General features: G+C 38.6%; 21 protein-coding genes and 1 pseudogene. 4 read left to right on the forward strand and 18 right to left on the reverse strand.

The features are described 5' to 3' along the window. Positions 1 to 52: 52 nt before the first annotated feature. The 10 genes from RE628_RS26140 to RE628_RS26185 all read right to left on the reverse strand — a co-directional run bounded on the left by RE628_RS26140 (position 53) and on the right by RE628_RS26185 (position 9,913). Positions 53 to 469 (reverse strand): YfhO family protein, encoded by a 417-nt coding sequence (locus RE628_RS26140; RefSeq protein WP_309156236.1) that lies wholly within the window; start codon positions 467 to 469, stop codon positions 53 to 55. Beyond that, positions 466 to 1,875 carry a YfhO family protein gene (locus tag RE628_RS26145; protein WP_309156238.1) on the reverse strand — a complete coding sequence of 470 codons (1,410 nt, stop codon included), beginning with the start codon at positions 1,873 to 1,875 and terminating at the stop codon, positions 466 to 468. The genes RE628_RS26140 and RE628_RS26145 overlap by 4 nt, the downstream gene beginning before the upstream one ends. After that, a complete protein-coding gene (locus RE628_RS26150; RefSeq protein ID WP_309156240.1) occupies positions 1,818 to 2,465 on the reverse strand; it encodes a YfhO family protein in 648 nt (215 codons plus the stop codon). Before RE628_RS26150 ends, RE628_RS26145 begins: the two co-directional genes overlap by 58 nt. A gap of 395 nt (positions 2,466 to 2,860) precedes the next feature. After that, complete coding sequence (locus tag RE628_RS26155; protein WP_309156242.1) at positions 2,861 to 3,784, reverse strand: glycosyltransferase family 2 protein; 924 nt, start codon at positions 3,782 to 3,784, stop codon at positions 2,861 to 2,863. Positions 3,785 to 3,798: 14 nt separating this feature from the next. After that, positions 3,799 to 5,436 carry a glycosyltransferase family 2 protein gene (locus tag RE628_RS26160; protein ID WP_309156244.1) on the reverse strand — a complete coding sequence of 546 codons (1,638 nt, stop codon included), beginning with the start codon at positions 5,434 to 5,436 and terminating at the stop codon, positions 3,799 to 3,801. Between the two features lie 47 nt (positions 5,437 to 5,483). Beyond that, positions 5,484 to 6,740: a hypothetical protein gene (locus RE628_RS26165; protein WP_309156246.1), complete on the reverse strand. Its 1,257-nt coding sequence runs from the start codon at positions 6,738 to 6,740 to the stop codon at positions 5,484 to 5,486. A 1-nt stretch (position 6,741) separates the two neighbouring features. Then, positions 6,742 to 7,434, reverse strand: coding sequence for a class I SAM-dependent methyltransferase (locus tag RE628_RS26170; RefSeq protein ID WP_309156248.1), 693 nt, complete (start codon positions 7,432 to 7,434; stop codon positions 6,742 to 6,744). A gap of 29 nt (positions 7,435 to 7,463) precedes the next feature. Beyond that, positions 7,464 to 7,775 (reverse strand): hypothetical protein, encoded by a 312-nt coding sequence (locus RE628_RS26175; RefSeq protein ID WP_309156250.1) that lies wholly within the window; start codon positions 7,773 to 7,775, stop codon positions 7,464 to 7,466. Then, the gene (locus RE628_RS26180; protein WP_309156252.1) at positions 7,747 to 9,075 is read right to left on the reverse strand and encodes an ABC transporter ATP-binding protein; all 1,329 of its coding nucleotides are present in this window, start codon (positions 9,073 to 9,075) and stop codon (positions 7,747 to 7,749) included. Before RE628_RS26180 ends, RE628_RS26175 begins: the two co-directional genes overlap by 29 nt. A 49-nt stretch (positions 9,076 to 9,124) precedes the next feature. Further along, the gene (locus RE628_RS26185) at positions 9,125 to 9,913 is read right to left on the reverse strand and encodes an ABC transporter permease (protein WP_309156254.1); all 789 of its coding nucleotides are present in this window, start codon (positions 9,911 to 9,913) and stop codon (positions 9,125 to 9,127) included. A 147-nt stretch (positions 9,914 to 10,060) separates the two neighbouring features. Between RE628_RS26185 and RE628_RS26190 the strand changes: the two genes are divergently transcribed. Both RE628_RS26190 and RE628_RS26195 read left to right on the forward strand, forming a co-directional pair. Then, positions 10,061 to 10,828, forward strand: coding sequence for a hypothetical protein (locus RE628_RS26190; RefSeq protein WP_309156256.1), 768 nt, complete (start codon positions 10,061 to 10,063; stop codon positions 10,826 to 10,828). A 59-nt stretch (positions 10,829 to 10,887) separates the two neighbouring features. Then, on the forward strand, positions 10,888 to 12,486 hold the full coding sequence (locus RE628_RS26195; protein WP_309159576.1) for an O-antigen ligase family protein: 1,599 nt from the start codon (positions 10,888 to 10,890) through the stop codon (positions 12,484 to 12,486). 4 nt (positions 12,487 to 12,490) lie between these two features. On the opposite strand, the pseudogene galU reads toward RE628_RS26195, so the two are convergent. The 7 genes and pseudogenes from galU to RE628_RS26230 all read right to left on the reverse strand — a co-directional run bounded on the left by galU (position 12,491) and on the right by RE628_RS26230 (position 17,028). Next, positions 12,491 to 13,401: pseudogene (galU, locus tag RE628_RS26200) on the reverse strand (UTP--glucose-1-phosphate uridylyltransferase GalU). Positions 13,402 to 13,553: 152 nt separating this feature from the next. Then, on the reverse strand, positions 13,554 to 13,748 hold the full coding sequence (locus tag RE628_RS26205) for a hypothetical protein (protein WP_309156258.1): 195 nt from the start codon (positions 13,746 to 13,748) through the stop codon (positions 13,554 to 13,556). Positions 13,749 to 14,063: 315 nt separating this feature from the next. After that, positions 14,064 to 14,417 (reverse strand): thioredoxin family protein, encoded by a 354-nt coding sequence (locus RE628_RS26210; protein WP_309156260.1) that lies wholly within the window; start codon positions 14,415 to 14,417, stop codon positions 14,064 to 14,066. After that, entirely contained in the window at positions 14,372 to 15,286 is a 915-nt protein-coding gene (locus tag RE628_RS26215; RefSeq protein ID WP_309156262.1) for an NAD(P)/FAD-dependent oxidoreductase, read from the reverse strand. Before RE628_RS26215 ends, RE628_RS26210 begins: the two co-directional genes overlap by 46 nt. Before the next feature lie 75 nt (positions 15,287 to 15,361). Then, positions 15,362 to 15,910, reverse strand: coding sequence for a YeeE/YedE thiosulfate transporter family protein (locus RE628_RS26220; protein ID WP_309156265.1), 549 nt, complete (start codon positions 15,908 to 15,910; stop codon positions 15,362 to 15,364). Between the two features lie 31 nt (positions 15,911 to 15,941). Next, on the reverse strand, positions 15,942 to 16,169 hold the full coding sequence (locus RE628_RS26225) for a sulfurtransferase TusA family protein (protein ID WP_309156267.1): 228 nt from the start codon (positions 16,167 to 16,169) through the stop codon (positions 15,942 to 15,944). 169 nt (positions 16,170 to 16,338) lie between these two features. Next, positions 16,339 to 17,028, reverse strand: a complete 690-nt coding sequence (locus RE628_RS26230) for a YeeE/YedE thiosulfate transporter family protein (protein ID WP_309156269.1) — start codon at positions 17,026 to 17,028, stop codon at positions 16,339 to 16,341. Positions 17,029 to 17,219: 191 nt separating this feature from the next. Here RE628_RS26230 and RE628_RS26235 point away from each other — a divergent pair, with 191 nt between their 5' ends. After that, positions 17,220 to 18,107, forward strand: a complete 888-nt coding sequence (locus tag RE628_RS26235; RefSeq protein ID WP_309156270.1) for a LysR family transcriptional regulator — start codon at positions 17,220 to 17,222, stop codon at positions 18,105 to 18,107. A 7-nt stretch (positions 18,108 to 18,114) separates the two neighbouring features. Here RE628_RS26235 and RE628_RS26240 read toward each other — a convergent pair whose 3' ends face one another. Further along, the gene (locus RE628_RS26240; RefSeq protein WP_309156271.1) at positions 18,115 to 18,330 is read right to left on the reverse strand and encodes a sulfurtransferase TusA family protein; all 216 of its coding nucleotides are present in this window, start codon (positions 18,328 to 18,330) and stop codon (positions 18,115 to 18,117) included. A 201-nt stretch (positions 18,331 to 18,531) separates the two neighbouring features. Between RE628_RS26240 and RE628_RS26245 the strand changes: the two genes are divergently transcribed. After that, a protein-coding gene (locus tag RE628_RS26245; RefSeq protein ID WP_309156272.1) for an IS3 family transposase occupies positions 18,532 to 19,886 on the forward strand; the annotation gives its coding sequence in 2 pieces (ribosomal slippage) (positions 18,532 to 18,982 and positions 18,982 to 19,886; 1,356 coding nt in all). The last annotated feature ends 65 nt before the right edge of the window (positions 19,887 to 19,951 follow it).

Below are 19,951 nucleotides of genomic sequence, written 5' to 3' on the forward strand. Positions count from 1 at the left end.
CACCTCTTACTCCTTACTCCTCTCGAAATTTATATCTTCTAGATAGATCGTCTTACTGATTACTAGATTTTCGTCTTTTTAACGTTATCTTAAACATAATAATACCCAGTAGTGAAATAAATGATATGATACTCCCGGTAATTAATAATGGGGGCACATAATTTAATTCAACTTCGTTATTTCCTACAGGTAAATCAAGACCAATAAATCCGATATTTATCTTTGATACCTCAACCTCTTCTCCATTTATTTTGGCCTTCCATCCTTTATCAAAGGGAATTGATATGAATAACTTTTCAGGCTTATCAACTACTATATTCCCTCGAATATAATCGTTTGAGTGTTCTGATATATTCAATACATTTCCCTTTAATTTCTCTATATTACCTAATGATTTATTATCTATAATCTGAATTTTAAGGTCAGAGATAGTAAATTGTCCTGGTGCATTTGAAATATCTATTCTCAATTGACTGATACCCAGTAATCCAAAGTTCTTTCGTAATAAGTATCCCCCACACCATATTTAAAGGTATTGGAATTCTCTTCACTAAAGCCATCGTTACCTCCAAAAAAAATCTGCCCCTCAGAGGTAATATTACTACTAATGGTCATAGATACTTTTATTTCTTGATTAATGCTTTCTATTGGTGTTACAGGTATGATAATATGCGGATCACTAGTTACTGCATTAAAAGTTAAAGATGTATTAATGTCTCCCATTATAGGTTCAATATTATTTAGTTCAATTTCCTCATCATTTATGGCAATACTCGCTAATACATTTGAATTATCACTTTCGTTTGCACTATACTCCTTATACCCTATAGAATCCGTCGTATTCTTATTTAACACAAAAGCCTTGAGTAATATATTATCTCGTTCTCTAGCATTGTATTCCATGAATTTTTCATAAGAAATGAAATTATTATAGGTGAACCCTAGTGGTAAAGAGTATTTATCTTCATATATTTTAACATTTCCAATTTGATCTAATAATTCGTATCCATTAGGTGGAAGTGCTAGGTTATTAATTAATAAATACTTAACACCTAACAATCTAGAATAAGTAGTATTTAAATCTAGGCCTGTTAAATAATTTGGATGATTCACAATTTTAAATGGGACTTCCATTGTTCTCAGGAACTCTATATATGAAGGTTGATTTAATGAATTATATGATTTCACACCTCTATACCCTTGAATCATTGCATCTGCAAGAAATACAGAATTGTAGCTTTTATCTATTCTAAATAGACCCTTATCTTTATTATTAATATAATCGACTGCTTCGTTGGTATAGTCATTGTATCCTATCTTAGATTCTACAGACTCTTTACTATACATTCCTCTATTTACAGTGATCGAAGAAAAACCAGCTAATTCAATGCATATCATAATAATGATCAAATTTTTAAATGTACTTAAATTAATTTTTTTTATAAGAACACCGTAGATTACCAAGAATAATAATGATATAAATAAATACTTAAATGAATGCGCAAAATACTGACTCCAGTTAAAAACCTCATTTCCGATTAACAATAAATCTATGGAAACAAATGCAATCGAAGAGATAAGCAGATATAATGATATATTGCTAAATTTCATTTTATTCTCTGTAATATAGTCAAGTGATCTCGCGTTTAGAATACTAATAAAAATAATTATAATAAAAGTCCAGCGGTAAGAGTTTGCACTAAAGGCATTAAAAAAATGTGAAAAGAAGGGAAACAGTAAAAATATAAAGAGGGACCCAAATAAGATTCCATAAATAATTTTATTCTTTTTGTTAGCATAAAAAAAATACAAAGGTACTAAAAGAATAGACAATGTTCCAGTATACAATATTGGCGATTCATAGTAATTCCACAATCCATGGAATTGGTTCCCGTCCCAAGAATGTCATTTGAAAATAATCTAAAGAACATGGTTATATAATCTACGAAACCTGCAAGTCTAAAAATTTCACCATCTATAAATTGCCCGCTAATTCTCGGATTATTCAACGCTACGTAAACCGAGGGAAGTAATATGAAACAACTTAGTCCAATCGCAAGAATAGAATACATGGCTATTTTTACTATAAATGAAGCAAAGTGTTTTAATTGAAACTTATATATTTCAAAGTATCTTACAATTACATACATAATAAAAAACATAGCAAACATAAACAAAAAATAGTAACTACTAAATGCAACAAAAAATAAAGAGATAATATATAAACTACTTTTCTTTTCCTTTACCCATTTTTCAAATCCTAATAGTACAAAAGGAATAAATACAATAATTGTGCCCATATGATAATGTTGTCCCCATAATATAATAAATCCGTTATATCCATAAAGTAATGAGACTATCAATGACGAGTACTTATTTATTCCTATATATTTCAAGTAAGTATAAAATCCTAAAGCAGCAATCATTATTTTCAGTAAGGCAATATAAGGTAATACATAAACCACTAACTTTGGACCCAGAGTGCAGCAAATATATTAAATGGGTCTGTAAGAATTGGATTTGTTGAGAACAAACTTGTTCCAATCCCAATATTAAATGACCAAAACGAAATAGATCCATCATATATCATATTTGATAAATATGTAAGATATGGCCAATATGAATTAATAGTGTCATTTCCAACATCATCATAATTATAAATATATACATTTTTCAACAAAAAAAGTCTTTATACACAAAAAAGCCAATAATTAATACTCCTAAAATTAAGATTATTCGCTCTCGCTCAAACTTCATTTTTTCCCACATATACTGATCTCCAATTCACTCAATCTATTCATGATAACTTAAGATACCTATATAGAGAATAAACTTATATATAAACTCACTCTCTATACTATTACCCTATCGAGAAGTCTTCCCTCTCCTTTGTTAAATTCGGATTATAACATGGATCGTTATCTAACACTTCTGACCAACGATTTCTCATCCACTCAACTTCACTATTAAATCGTTGCTTCTTTTCAGGAGTATCTTCGTGGCCCCGGCTTTTTGATTCGTAATGGAAAAGTTGAACTTGGGGAAGCCAAATGTTACGATAACCCGCTTCACCTATTTTCAGACAAAAGTCCACATCGTTAAAGGCTACTTGAAGCTCCTCTTCTAACCCACCAACTTCTTCATATACTTCTTTACGCACCATTAGACAAGCAGCAGTAACTGCTGAGTAGTTAGATACCATTTTCAAACGGCTAAAGTAACCATATTCTGAAGAAGGAAAGTACTTATGACTGTGACCAGCTACCCCACCTATTCCAAGTATAACTCCCGCATGTTGAATACTATGATCAGGATAATACAAGCACGCTCCAACAGCCCCTATCTCTGATCTTAAAGCTTGACCAGCGAGCTCCTCTAACCAATTTGGGGTAATAACTTCCACGTCATTATTGAGTAAAAGTAATAATTCACCCGTCGCTTTAGTGCATCCGAAGTTATTTAACTTAGAATAATTAAACGGAATGTTATATGAGTATACTTTAAATCTTTCGGGCTCTTGTACATACCATTGATCATAAAGTTGCTTAATATTTACTTCATCACTGCCGTTATCAATTATTATAACCTCAAAATTTTGGTACGTTGTTTTGTTGAAAATAGACAGTAAGCACTTATCCAATACGTCAGCCATATTTTTACTAGGAATAATAATTGAGATTTTAGGATTATTTATTGGTACATAATGAATTCGGAACAGATTTGGAATATCTTCGGCACCTTCAACCTCAGCATGCAATCCTCTTCTTGAAATAGCATCTTGCAATGCTTTAATACCCGCTAAATGAGTATAACTTTTCGAGGAGTTAACAGAAGCTGTTGATTCAGGTATTGATCTCCAATGGTAAAGAATCTTAGGAATATGGTGAACTTGATCTGTTTTTCAGAAACTCGCAACATCAAATCATAATCTTGACTTCCCTCGTAACCAACTCTAAATCCACCCACATCATTTACTAATGAAGTTCTATAAATAGTTAGATGACAAGTATACATTTGCGACAATAAAGTATCCGGTGACCAGTCCGGTTTAAAAAACGGATCATACCGTACACCATCCATAGAAATCTTATCTTCATCGCTATAGATAATATCAGCCTTAGGATGCTCATTTAATAATAATACATTTTCTAGTAGGGCATTTTTAGAAAGTTCATCATCATGATCTAATAACGCTACGAATTCTCCCTCGGCCATTTGCAATCCATCATTAGAAGCTCTAGATATATGTCCGTTTTCAGTTCGGATCTTGATTTTAATTCTTGAATCGATGGTACTGTATTCCTTCAATACTTCAGCAACATTTGGTTTTGTAGAACAGTCATCAACCAAGCATAATTCCCAGTTCGGATAAATTTGTTGCCTTACTGATTCAATGCAACGTTGGAGCCATATTTTATCCACATTGTACACAGGAACTATTATAGATATCATAGGTTTATATGATAACTGTTCCATCTTTATCTTGATTTTTTCGATTTCTTCTGTTGTCATTTCTTCCTTATTTATAAAGTCTTGATAGCTTTGGTCATTGTTACGTACAGTCAGTGACTCTCCTTTATTCAAAAACCCTCTAATTCCTCCGTTGTTAAGAATGCGCTTTAATTTAGTAATCAACAGCTTCATAGATGAAATTCTAATTCCATGTACCTTGAAAAATGAATACAAAGGACGAACTAACATCTCCGCAATAAAGATGTGGCGAACCTTTACTTGTTCTAATGAGAAAGTTTGTTGTTTACAGCCAGGGTCAAGTCTCAGTTGATGAATTCCTGATGGGATTTTTACTCTACCAATATTTCTTACTGCTACTCCTGAAGGCAATAATCCCAATGAAAGCTTCTGATTCTCTCCCATTCCATTGCCCAAATCGTAATAGATATCTAGAACAGATTCATGATCTGCCCCACCAACCCATGAAAATTCAGTCCATCCTTTTTTTATCTTTTTTCCTAACTTAAATTGAGGATCATCTCCCGTTGACACCCAACCAGATTCACATTTTACAACCTGATGTAATGGAATTAATTCAACCTTCTTCTCACCCAGCACCTTTTTTGCTAACGGTTTTATTTTCATTATGTTTTGTTTAATTGATAATTTTAGATTTCTAAGTGGCTTAGTTAACTTCCACGAACTACTGTTAAGTAACTGATTCAAACGATCATTTGTATTTAGTAATTCTTCTCTTATTTGTTGTGTCTGTAGCTCAACGGCCCTCAACTTTATATCCGATGCTTCATTTAATTCAATTAATTGTTTAACTTCATTTTCCTTTATCTCAACATCTTCTTTTAACTTATATAGTTGGAGATCATTTAACTTCAACTGATCCTCTTGAGTCGTCACTACATCCAACAGTCTTTCCGTCTCTTTAAATGAGTGTATACTCTCTGTTGCCTCTTGAGTTACTAACATCTTAATTTCAACTACTACATGTTCCTGTATATTTGGAATATTAATAATCAGTTGGGGATCATCTTTAAAGATAATACTTTTATTGAATCATTAATCCAAAAGCCATGTGCAGTACCTGCAAAGATTCCATCTCCCGGATTCATTTGAAAAATAGTTTCACCATTCATATTTTTTATATTGAACGCCAAAATATCAACCATTGCTGAAAAATTACAAGGGTCAAATCTTAATGCGCTTATTTGCTCATTCCCATTACCTAGTTCAAAAATATAGGTTGCTGTTTCATCCAGAGTAATATCGTGTAGAATTGATTTCCCTTCTTCGAATTCCTGCTGCACTTCAGAATGCCAATATAATTGAGCATACTTATCACTTATTGGGAAATGTGATTCCTCAGTCTGTATTTCCTCATGGAGATTTGGGACATAATTATAATATTCCTCGTAAATCTGAGACAACTCGGCCTGTAAGTTGCGACGTACCGTTTGATAATAGTTGAGATCTAAAATCTTAGATTGTAAACTAATTTCATATACCAAGAACATCATTTTCAAAAAATGATGATCAAAATCAGGGAGGAATTTACTAAACGACTTCAAATTGAGTAGAATATTGTTATTTTCCGCATAATGAACTAACCGTACGACTTCGATCCACGGTAATCTAGTATAGTGACTTAAATCGTAATCAACTAAGTAAAGGTGATTATTATTCAGAAGCATATTTTTTAACCACAAGTCCCCTGAGACAAGTTGCGGTGCTGAAGAAAGCGTTAGGAAGTTCTCCTGAATATCTCCGATTAGACGTTGCTTTGCCTCTTCTACCCAATCTAATTGTCGAATCAAGCTGATTATTTGATCAATCTCATTATTGTCTTTATCTTCTTGACCATCACTGGTTAAGTTTAATGAATCTTCTAATACACTACACAGCAAGGTAGTCAATTGATCAAGATTCATTTCACCTTTAAAAAAGACTTGATCTAGCGATGATCCTTCTATGAATTCTTCAATTAAATAAACGAATTGATCTGTATCATATCTAAAAAGAAATTTAGGAGATTTCAAAGTATTATCCGAAACTTTCTTCTTTTGTAATTCCATCGCCAAATCAATATCATAAATACTTTTCTGTGGGATTTTCTTTATTGAGCATATCGGATTATTATGAATAGATACCAAATACCGAGCTGTGGAAGATTGCTTTGAACGATTCGTATTATTATTAATCGCGAGGATATTAATACTATCTAGTTGCTCCCTTGTAATTAACCCAGATTCCCTGATAGCTTCCAAGAGTTCCATATCATCCTACCTTTCCAGTCAGAACAAATCCATAAGATGGGCAAAACAAATGTGCGACATTGTTTTTTGCTAATGTTGTATAAATGGAACGGAGTTCCTCCTGATGTTCAACAATTTCACCATTAGCCCCATTATATTCTTGTACATCTAAGTGGCCTGTTAAAATATAGCGATTAACATCGTCAATCTCAACCATTTGACGAATAAGCTTATAGTCAGGAAAACATCCGTACGTTTTCACTGTTTGAAAACCCGCCTCATCAAATAGCTGATAATACTCAGCTAAAGACCACGTTTTTGCGGGTAATAAATTATTGTTCGATTGTTCAAATTTCTGGTTTGCTTTCTCTTCTGATAAGTACATCAAGTGTGAAATTCCAGTATGATCGTCTGGAGTACCCATGATATATTTGGCCCCTATACTGTTTTCTATACCAATATAAAGTTTTCCATCCTTTTTCAAGATTTCCCTTGCCTTCTTAAGCGCATTAAGTTGTATCTCACGGATAGATACTACCTCTTCCCTACCCGAACCTATCCACTCTAAAGAGCCATTAAAAATAATTAAATCAAATAAATCCTTTTTAAATGGAAAACTCAAAAAATTTCCTTGAATCTTTTCAAGCATTACTCCTTCTTGGATTGCGATTCTGTCCAAAATTTGAAGACGGTTTAGTGTCAAATCAAAAGCCACTGTTCTTCCATGTTTGGCTAGAGGAATACTCAGCTGCCCCACCCAGCACCAACATCTAGATAAACTCCATTTTTAGTGTAATTTATCAAATCAAGAGCCTGTGCTCTACCTGGGTCACAAATTATCTTATACAACCAAGGATTAGATTCAAAGAAAAGTTCACTAACAACCTCTTCCCACGGTTCATTCTTTAATCGTTCAATTATTTTTTGTTCTTCTTCTAATGGAAGATCAGCATAGGTTCCAGAATATATTTTTTCGATAGCAAACGAATCATTCACCAACGTTACCAAAGACTCATCCTGTATTAAACTACCTATAAGCTTTGGTTGTAGTTCCACTAGAAAACACCTCTTTACTATATTCATTTTTATTAATCTCTATTGCACTCTCCAGATTAGCTATTCCAAAACTACGATCTCCTTGGTTGGGTAATATTTTAAGTTCTGCCACATCATATCTACGATCTAATGGAATAATATCACCATCAACTAACTCTACAAATCCTAAAGAAATATAATAGTCCCCTGGTATAAGAGACATTTTTTGCTTAAATGTAATGGAGATCTCTTCATCTTTATTTAGCGATTTAAAGGGGTAATTCTGAAAATAACTATTTGTTCCATATACTTCTAAACCCTTTATCGATTTTATTGTCATAGCATAAATAGGTTGCGCAATATATTCATTTGCCTTCACAATAAACTCAACTTCTACCTCTTCACCTGTTGTAATTGAAGTCACTCGTTCTCTTTCAAAATTCCTAATGAAAAACTCTTTAATAATTCCTCTGTAATCTCCATAACGATATTCCTTCGAAATATCCTTATCTAATGCATTAGCCCCAGCAAATTCTTTAACTTCTATTTGTGGGCCAGTCACTAATTCTTCATGTTCCGAAATTTCTTCAGCGTTATCAACTTGAGAGTTAGATTGAGTATTAGAAAATAATATTTTTGTATAATGATTTACTACATCATTGGGGTTTCCTACCTCAAGTAAATCTCCACGGTCAATCAAGACAACTCTATCACAAATTTGTCTAATCGTTTGCAGATCATGGGAGACCACTAATATAGTCTTTCCAGATTCTTTAAGGGATTTAATCTTTTCATAACATTTCAATTGAAAGCGACCATCACCAACAGACAAGGCCTCATCAACTATTAAAATTTCAGGATTAACATTAATCGATACTGCAAAAGCAAGCCGAACATACATACCACTAGAATAAGTCTTAACAGGTTGATCAATAAAGTCGCCAATATCAGCGAATTTAAGTATTTCTTCTAATTGAGTATCCATTTCTTCTTTACTAACTCCCAAAATAGCTCCATTTAAATAGATATTTTCTCGGCCTGTAAATTCGGGATTAAACCCACTTCCTAATTCCAAAAGTGCAGCAACTCTTCCATTCACGGAGATATCTCCTGTTGTTGGTGATAATGTACCTGCGATCATTTGAAGAAGTGTACTTTTACCCGACCCATTCCTCCCAATAATTCCAACAGCCTCACCCTTGAATATTTCAAGAGATAGTGGACGAAGCGCCACAAAATCTTTGTAGTATTTTCCCTTTTTGTTAATTATCTGTTTTAGACGGTCCGTTGGTTTTCCGTAGATACGATATGTTTTACTCACATTCTTAATTTGTATGGCTAAGTTCATAAACACACCTTTTTTCGTTTAATTATAAAACATCTGCAAAAGCATGCTTTGTTTTTCTGAATACTACCAATCCTATTAAACAAACAACCAGTGCGACTATACTCTCAGTTGCAAATTCCGCGAGGCTAGGAATTTTTCCCCACAACATAATCCCCCTAATATTCTCAATGTAATACGTAAGGGGATTGAGATTATAAAACCATTTAAACTGACTTGGAATGACCTCTACCGAATAAAATATAGGGCTCAGCAAAGATAAGGCTTGTACTACGATCGCAATCATTTGACCAATATCCCTAAGAAATACGCCTAAAGATGAAAACAACCACGATATTCCTAGCGTAAACACCAGTAGTGGCAAAATCATAATAGGTAGTAGTAATATAGTCCAATGCAACGTTTTAAATATAAAACCAGAAAAAATGATAACTAAACTAAAATTAATTGTGGCAGTTACCAATGCAGTACCAACTGAAACTATAGAAAAGACCTCTAGCGGGAATACTACCTTCTTAACGTAATTTGAATTTCCTAATATTAGAAATGGTGCGCGCGACAAAACTTCTCCAAATATATTAAATGTAGTTAAACCACAAAAAATAATTATCGCAAACTCAAGTTTATTAGTACTTCCCGTTCCCCATTTTGCTTTAAATATCTCACTAAACACGAAAGTATAAACTAACAACATAAATAGAGGGGTCAAAATTGTCCACATAAATCCTAAATAAGAACCCTTATAACGACTTATAGTCTCTCTCTTGATAAATTGCGTAATTATATTCCTATTTGTTTTCAAGTAATTAAACATTCTTAATAACATTATTTCAGCTCCATCGGTCCATGTTTAAAAATTGTATTCGATTATACTTATCTACCTTACCTATGCTAAAATATTGTCGTATCTACTAGAAAAGGAGATTATAACCTTGTCGAATCCAGTATACGGAAAAAATCCGTGCAGTCGAGAAAAGGGGAATTTTGGCCTGTAGCGGTTTGGGTGTTGTTGGTTGGTTTGATTCTGTTTTTAGCGTGGTCCCCTTTCCAGGCCGGATTGTTCAATGGACTTGTTCTTAATTTCGAGAAACCGATTCTCTGGGCCGTTTTGATTGGCAGCTTGCTGATGATCGTATGGGTCTGTTCCTACTTTAAAACCATGAAGCTTGATGATCAGAGAGATTGGACAGCGGTCGCGGTATTGCTTATTCCTATAACGTATGTACTTTCGCTGATCTCAGCAGCCTCACAGTATTTTGCGATTAATGCTATATTAATCCAATGTCTTTATGCATTTCTGTTCATTATCGCACTATATTTACTGCAAAATAAGCAAACTAACGCGGTTATCGAAACCTCGATCATTACCGTCGCTTACATCATTGTCATGTTCGGCTTGTTTAACTGGTTAGGCCAAGGTAGAACGGTGTCGGCCATTGTCGGCTGGTTTACGCCAACCGTGATCAACGGACAGTACAACCAAGCGATCTGGATCGATTCCAACGGTCCACGGTTGGCCTCGGTGTTCCAGTATCCGAATACATATGCTGCATTCCTGATGGCCTTCTTGTTCGTAGCTATATTCGCAATTACACGCTCTAAGAGATGGTGGATTCAGGCTATTCACGCCTTTATGCTCGTGCCGATGGCCCTATCGATTTTGCTCACCCTGTCGCGCGGGGACTGGTCTTCCTGCCGGTTGTATTCATCGTACTGCTTCTGTTCTTGAAGCCGGCTAAGCAGCTCCTGTGGATTCTGTACTGCATTATTGCCGGTCTGGGAACCTTATTGATTGCTAAACCCGTTACCGATCTAGGGCAGCAATTCCACAATGGTCAAATTAATGATCCGGCCAAAGGATGGTTCTACGTCCTTGCTGCCTCCGTCATTATTGCCGTAATAGCTTGTCTTATTCAGCGTTATGTTGCGTCAGCACTCGAGAGAGGTACTAATAAATGGGCATCCAAAAAGCTCGGTAATCTATGGTTGCCTGTCGGTTCCGTCGTAGCAGTTGTGGTAATCGTTGCCCTGTTCCTAGGAACGAACCTGAAGCATGTGCTGCCGGGCAATATCGGCGAACGTCTGGAGAACATCAACCTGCAGCAGCACAGTGTATTGGAACGCTTTACTTTCTATAAGGATGCTGTAAAAGTACTCAAGGATTATCCAGTGATTGGTGCAGGCGGTGGTTCATGGGCATCCATTTACGAGAAATACCAGAATAACCCATACACCAGCCGTCAGGCGCACAGCTTCATCATGCAATATCTAGTAGAAGTCGGTATCCTCGGCTTTGTGATCATGCTTGGATTTATGATCTTTATTTTCTATAAATATATTGTTGGATATATTCGTTCGGAAGAACAAAAACGTGATTCGTACTTTATCTACTTTATTATTGTTCTCTCGATTCTGATCCACAGCTTGATGGACTTCAATATGAGCTATGTCTTTATAGGGATGCTCGTATTCATCGGTCTTGGGGGCATGGCGGCGGCTATGGATAACCACTCAACAGAACGAGTGAAGCTGAAAGCTTCTTCAATGCGCGGGGTATTCAGTACCGTTATGGTGCTTGGATCCATTGCGCTGATCTTCATTTCTATCCAATATATTCAAGCTAACAATGCGGCAGTCAAAGGTCAGAACTTAATGTCAACTAGTAATAATTATCAAGAGATCAAAGCACCTCTTGATCAAGCACTGAAGAAACGCGGCAACTATCCTTACGCGGTTCTTAATATGAGCACCTTGCTGCAAGCCGGATATCAACAAACCAACGAGGATGCTTTTTATAATGAAGAAGACAATTTGCTTACTCAAGCTCTCAAAAAAGAACCGTTTGATAAAAATATGTATGCCCAGCTTATTTCTCACTATAAGCTAAAAGGTGAAACCGATAAGGCCTATGAAGTGCTTAAAGATAATGCCGAACGTTACGCATGGGATATGAATTGGTATGAGGAACTAATCACTCAATCTTTTCAGCTTGGTTATAAGGCTCTAGGCGCTCAGGATGCTGTTCTGAAGGAACATTACTTCAAGAGTGGACTGGAAGCTTACCAACATGTGGTAGATGGAGTTGAACATCTTAAGACATTGCCGAAGGGACAAATGCAAGGGAATCCGTTCGAGGTGACTCAGACGATGTCACTAAATGCAGGTAAAATGCAGTACATGCTGGGCCAGCCTGAAGCAGCGGCTACAATTCTGAAAGCAAGCATCAAGGAAGACCTCGGTGATCCTACAAACCAGGAATTGGCCCGCTGGTATCTAGCTGCATTGAAAAAAGCTGGTCAGAGCGATCAGGCAATGTATGATCAACTTATTGGAAAAGACCCCTCGATGAAAGACCAAATTAGCCAGTTAGCTGAGATGAACTTCTAAAATTTCATAGCAAAACAAAAAATCGACCTCTCCTAAGAGAGGCCGATTTTTTATCTTCTACAATCTGTTTCATATAGTCTAACAAATCCTCGCGTAGCTCCTGATTCTCCAGAGCGTAATGAAGCGTCGTCTTGATGAAGCCGAGCTTCTCACCGACATCATGCCGGGTTCCTTCGAAATTATAGGCTACGATTCGCTCGGATTCCCCAAGCTTGGAGATGGCATCCGTTAGTTGGATCTCTCCGTTGACCCAGCCTGCTGTTGTCCGAGGATTTCGAATATTTTCGGAGTTAATATGTATCTACCCATGATTGCTAGATTCGAGGGAGCTTTGTCCGCAGCTGGTTTCTCCACCAATTGTTTGGCCAGATAGACGCGTTCTCGAAGCTCTGAAGCATCGACCACTCCATACCTGGATACTTCCTCCCAAGGAACCGGCTGGACGCCGACTACTGAGGCCCGTTCATACTCAAACACATCAATCATTTGCTTCAAGCACGGAACCTCGGACTCAACGATATCATCGCCAAGCAACACAGCGAACGGTTCATCGCCGATAAATTTACGGGCGCACCAGATAGCATGTCCTAGGCCCTTTGGCTCTTTCTGTCGGATATAATGGATATCGGCCATCTCTGATGACTTGCGAACTTCTTCAAGCAGATCCCATTTCTTCTTCTCGCTTAAGTTATATTCCAGTTCGAAGGAATTATCGAAGTGATCCTCGATCGCCCGCTTCCCTTTCCCTGTGACTATAATAATATCCTCGATCCCGGAGGCAACTGCTTCTTCCACAATGTACTGTATCGTGGGCTTGTCTACGATCGGTAGCATTTCCTTCGGCATCGCCTTAGTTACGGGAAGGAATCTCGTTCCCAGACCCGCTGCGGGTATGATCGCTTTCCGAATCTTCATCTACCCCTATCTCCCCTTCTTCTAACTTCAAGATGTTTCCATTATATCACACAAAGTGTAAATACGATAAAAGGCCCCTTCCGTGGGTGAAGCCCATGTCAACGGAAGGGGCCTAAATCATTGTAATCTACCTTAATATTATAAATGTTTATTTAACTCCAGAATTTGCGTAACGTGAAGCGCTGAGATTCTTCCTCATGCCTTGCGCCTTGGCCCCACGGTTCTGGCGTATGAAGATGGCGTTCGACACCGTACTCAATTTTATGGTACTGCTGACCGCCCTCCTCATGAATACGTCCATGAGCCTTTGTTACCAACGATTGCATCTCGAGGAATCCTTCCAACATCACTTTCACCCTCCTACAAAATAGGCTAGCCAAGCGTTAGCCTCTCACTTTGTTTACGCTTTCATTATATCACATTAATCTTTCTTAGATTACTGATAACTAGCCTTTATCGGTGCTTTTGGAGTTGTTTTCACACAGTGTACATATTTGCATTTTGTCTGTCCACGGCGGAAAAACAACCGTCTTTCTATTAAATACTTCTACAAAAAAATGAGAACATATGTTCAAACCAGAACCTATATAAGTTAGGTAGCTAAAGCTAAAAAGGACACAAACCGTTTCCGGTTCATGCCCTTCTCTCTATTCTCTACGCCCTTAAGACAAAAGACTGTTTAATTGTGCTTCATTAATATTCTCGGTAATTACCTTCTGAATTTCTCCCTCATTGAAATAAGCGATAGCCGGGACGGTATCTATATCCAGCTTGGCGACAAGACCAGGGGATTTATATATGTCCACCTTGGTTACCCGCAGCTCCTCGGCATGTACTTGCTCGAACTTCTCAATCAGAGGCAACAGCTCGCGGCAGGCTGGCTCCGTCGCATTCCATAAATAAACGACCGATGGCTTGCCATGATTCTGGATCTGATTCTCGTATACTTCGCATTCGGAAATATATTTCTCTACTCCATAGCCAGCGATCGCTCCATCCCCAACTGCTGTGGCCACTTGTTTAAGGAATTTGTCGCATACATCCCTGCTGCGAACACGCCGGAAACATTCGTCTCCATCTTCTCATTAACGAGCACGTAACCGTTCCGGTTCAGATCAAGCACCCCGGAGAATATTTCGGTATTCGGGACATATCCGATGAACAAGAAGCAAGTGTCGACTTTTACAGGCTGCAGCTCGCCGGTTTTCGAGTTTTTCAAAACTACGGTCTCGAGCCGTTCTTCTCCTTCAAAAGAGTCCACCGTCGTATTCCACATAAACTCCATCTTGGGATTATCGAGCGCCTGATTTTTCGCAATCTCATTACAATCCATTTTTCCAGGATCATGCATAACGGAGACGATGACTTTGTCTGCAAACTTGGTCAGGAAAATTCCTTCTTCAATCGCAGCATCCCCGCTGCCGATGACCATGACTGTCTTCCCCGTATTGGCTGCTGCATCACAGGTCGCACAGAAGGATATCCCTTTATCGTATAAGTACTTATCCTCGTTCTGTGCCCCAGTCAGTCTTGGCTTCCCGCCACTAGCGACGATTACGGCTCTGCATTCGTAACGAACCCGGAACGTCTCAACGACCTTCACCTCGTCGTCAAGAGACACTGCTTTGACATCGGTCATTTTAAAATCGACGCCGAACTTCTTCGCCTGCTTATGAAATAAGCCCATTAGATCTGTGCCCGTTGTTCCTTCAGGGAACCCAGGATAATTTTCGATCTCATTCGTATAAGTGGCAAGGCCGCCAACCAAAGTTTTTTCCAGGATCAATGTCTTGAGCTTGGCACGTCCACAGTAAATTCCCGCCGTTAACCCCGCTGCGCCGCCGCCGATAATGACGACATCATACTGCTCCGTTCTCTTCTCCATATGCCTTAACCTCCATTAGAAATGTTGATTTCAAATAAACAGGCTGACTTCCGTCAGCCCGGCAACTTCTTTTACTTACATAAAAAACTTGGCTAATAATTTACTGCCGATAAAAGCGCCCGCGAGCAAGAACAACCAGAAGATCCAACCGGACAGCGACAGCGAGGAAATCGAAGTGAACAATGCCCCGATATTACAACCATTTGCAAGTCTTGCCCCGTAGCCCATCAGCAGTCCGCCAAGAACAGCGGCAAATACCTGTTTCATCGAACGGATTTTCTTAATCTTGAATTCGGAAGCAAACAGCGTAGCTAGAAGTGCTCCCAGAATAATGCCTAAGTTACGAATCGAACCACCATCGTTCATAAATCCACCAGACAGCGTCTTTTGCGCTTTTTCTGAGCTGAAATACGCCCAGTTATCTACATTGCCTCCCACCAGCTGATACAGCCAGGCGCCCCAATCCGCAAATGCACTCGTTACCCCCCAGCCCTTCGAGAACACGGCGAGATGAGCTATAGCGAACACAGCGAGCAGCACAGCTCCGGTGACGTAAGTAAGCGGCTCTTTCAGCAGCTTCTTGTAGAAACGGTTCGAGGATATCTTTAACCAAAATGCGTTCACCGTTCAATCACCATCCCTTGTCTCGTAAGTTCTATTTCAGCTTCTCAATAACGATTTCCCATTCTCCATCATCGATTTCATCAATTTCTACGTTATGTCCTTGCTTTCTAGCCCATTCTGGAACATTCTTCATCGCACAGCTATGATCGATCGATACGATCAACACATCGCCAACTGCAAGCTCAGTCATCTTCTTCTCTGTTCTCATCAAAGGAACCGGACAAGCTTCTCCCATACAATCCAACGTAAATTCTGCCATTATAAAAACCACCTTTTCGTTTTTTTTGATCATTATTGTGATCATTTGTTTTATTGTGAATCTTTGTATAATTTATTTTGTGAAAACATTCACTTTGTAGTGCGCAATAAACTATTAACCTGCCAATCTACCAACCTGCTCGGGTAAATTCACTTTGATTGCTTTCCCTTTACTCAGCACTACCCATCTTCTTCTCCTGCCATTTAACAGAAGCGATATAGAGCAGTAGAATGATCAAGAACTGAACAAGCAAAGCACCTAACCAGCCAAATACATCAGGCAAGAATACAGATGGTGCATCCTTGATTACATGTGCTCGCCACCAGCCCATATCATGTGCTCCCCACAGGGAACCGATAACGAAGAATAGCAGAGAGAGCATCTGCATCGTGAAGCCTTCCCCTACCCGCATTAGCGTACCAGAAGCACAACCGCCAGCAATGACCATCCCGATTCCGAAAACAACCGCACCTACGACCAAGGCTAGACTGATCTGACCGACATTTTCCATCCCGGGAATCGGATTGCCTCCTGCAAACGCCGCGTATTTGATCGCTGTGAAGCCAATCGTAGCAATGGAGCAAGCGATCAATACAGCTCTTGTTACAGATGTACTCCCCGTAATCCATGGATCTCTCATTGAAGCAGTGAAACAGAATCTCGATCTTTGCAAAATCACGCCAAATGCAAGCCCAAACAGTAAGTAGACAACCATCTTGCCATTGTAATGATTCAGGTAGAAACCAAATCCAATGACGAGAGCCGTAGCCAGCAAAGCAAAGGGCAGCTGACTCTTCTTAGGTTTTCTTGGTGCCCGGTTACGAGCGGGCTTCGATGCGGGACTATCGTTTTGTCCCATTTGTGAACACCTCCAGCATTTAAGTCAATTGACTATGTGAAAATAATAACATTCTTTTTATCCTTGTGGTCATCGGCTTTTTTGATACTGCATAAGTTTTTCTAATGGCAAATGAATCGTCATGCGTCAAATTGGTCACAGACACGTCATGATATACTTTGGTCAGAGGTTGGCGAGGGAGGAGCTTATAAATGAATCTGGAAACGCTTAAATTATTTCTTGATATAACCACGCTCAAGAGCATCTCCAAAGCAGCACAGAAATCGCATATTACCCAATCCGCGCTCAGTCAACAGTTAAAGTCCTGGGAGAGCTCACTTGGGACAGAGCTGCTGCAAAGGAGTAACAAAGGCGCTAAGCTTACCGAGGCAGGGGAGATTGCGAAGAAGTATGCGACTCAAATGTGCAAGCTTTATGAGGATATGGTTACCGAAATTGGGCAATTGAAGCCCACGGAGTATCAGCTATCGATCTATGCCATTCCTGAGGTATGTAACTATGCTTTGCCCTGTACTTTATTTGAAGTGAAGAGGCATTTCCCACAGTGCAATATTAAGTTAAATGAAGCACTCAGCTCGCAAATTGAGGAGCATATTCTGCTTGAGGAAGGGGATATTGGATTCATTTCCGGTTCGTCCTCCAATCCGGAGATAAGCTCCAATCAGGTGTTCTCTGATCAGGTCATTCTCGTAACCAGTAGTACCAAGTCAAGCCCCGATGAGATTGAAATCGAGGAGTTGCACCGGTATCCCTTGATATGGTCAACACAGCTCTGCTGCGTCCAGCGCACACTGGCTCAGACATTGGTGAATGATCATGCGAAGTTGAACATTCTCTATAATCTGGACTCGATAGAGGCTGTCAAATTGGCTGCAATCAAAGGCCATGGCGCAGCATTTCTACCGTATATGTCCATAAAAAAAGAGCTCTACAGTAAGCAGCTCAAAGCAATCCATATTCGCGACTTTCAGGTATATAATGAGGTTCATATGATCAAGAAGCATAATCAAAAAACGAACCGCGATACGAAGCAGTTAATTCGGTATATAGAACAGACCTTGATTGATACACTATGTTAGGGGCATTTCAAGCCTCTATGCAAATCTCCCATACGCCATTGATCACTTCGTTGATAGAGCAGCGCAGATTGACCTTGCCGCAATATTCTGTGATTGATTTTCTCGCACAGCTATGATCTGTTACGAGCAGTACCTGCTCGCCACTGCGGATCGCTTGTTGATGCTTCTTCAGCATCATCACCGGCACAGGACAAATTTCTCCCAAACAATCTATTTCTATCATACGCTTCCCCCTTCCCTTCCACTTCGTTCCCTAGATATGTTCAGTATAGCGTCAACTTCCCTTTAGAATTATGAGCTGCTTCACATCTTCTGTTATTTATCAACAGTGGTAAGTGTCCGTTACGACATAAAAGGGGCTGTCCCGTGTCTGAACTGCACCCCAATTGTTAGACACAACTAACAATTGGAGGTGCAGTTTTTTATGTGGAAATTTTCTGTAAAAGAGAAGCTCGAAATTGTATTAAGATATTTGGAAGGTAACGAAGTTGCGCCATCCATTGGAAGAAAATATGGTGTATCCAAAACTCAAATTTACTCTTGGGCAAAGCTGTACAGCGAGTGGGGGATTGAAGGTTTTCGAATAAAAGACTATGCTTCATATTCACCAGAGTTTAAACTAGAGGTACTTGAATATCGGTTAAAAACGAAGGCCTCATATGTAGATATCGCTGCGCATTTTGGTATTCCCTCACCTTCACCTATCAAAAGATGGGTTAAAGAGTTTGAAAGAAAGGGATTTGACGCCTTCAAAGCAAAGAAAAAGGGGCGTACATCCATGAACAAAGAAACAAAGAAACCAACAAAACAAGATGAAGGGTCACTTGAGAAACTACAGGCAGAAAACGAACGTTTACGTATGGAAAATGCCTATTTAAAAAAGTTGAATGCCTTAGTTCAAAACAAGGAAAAATCACCAAACAAGACAAAGCGCAAGTAGTCTATGAATTAAGGCGTGAATTTCCGGTGATAGCACTTCTGCAGCTTGCAGGTATTCCGCGCAGCACCTATTATTACGTGATTAAAAGCTTCGGACGTCCCGATCCAGATGGCGAGCTAAAGGTACTCATTCAATCCATTTATGACGAGCATGAAGGCCGCTATGGTTATCGTCGTATTCGTGATGAATTAAGGAATCGTGAGCATCAGGTGAACCATAAAAAGGTCCAACGTATTATGAAAGAGCTAGGATTAATATCAATAGTCCGTGTGAAAAAGTACCGCTCGTACAAAGGTAAGGTCGGTCAGATTGCACCGAACTTATTAGACCGTAATTTTAAAGCAGAGAGACCAAATCAGAAATGGGTGACAGACATTACAGAATTTAAATTACTGGGAGAAAAACTGTATCTGTCACCTGTTCTGGATTTATATAACGGTGAAATCATTTCGTATACGATAGGACTTAGACCTACCTACTCTCTTGTATCAGATATGCTAGAGCAAGCTTTTGAAAGGCTAACGATAGAAGGCAAGCTTCTCATGCATTCAGATCAAGGATGGCACTATCAGATGAAGCAATACCGTCAGGCATTACAAAGAAAACAAATCACGCAGAGTATGTCGCGAAAGGGCAACTGTTATGATAATTCTGTGATGGAGAACTTCTTCGGTATTCTCAAATCAGAATTCCTTTATATAAAGGAATTTAAAAGTATTGAACATTTTAAAGAGGAATTATCCAAGTATATTAACTACTATAATTACAAGCGGATTAAATCAAAATTAAAAGGCATGAGTCCGGTACAATACCGGACTCATGCCCAACAAACTGCTTAATGAAAATAAACTGTCTAACTTTTCGGGTCACTTCACTTATAGGACAGCCCCATCACTTATTTCAA

The organism is Paenibacillus sp. D2_2 (genome assembly GCF_031199965.1).
GTDB lineage: Bacteria > Bacillota > Bacilli > Paenibacillales > Paenibacillaceae > Fontibacillus.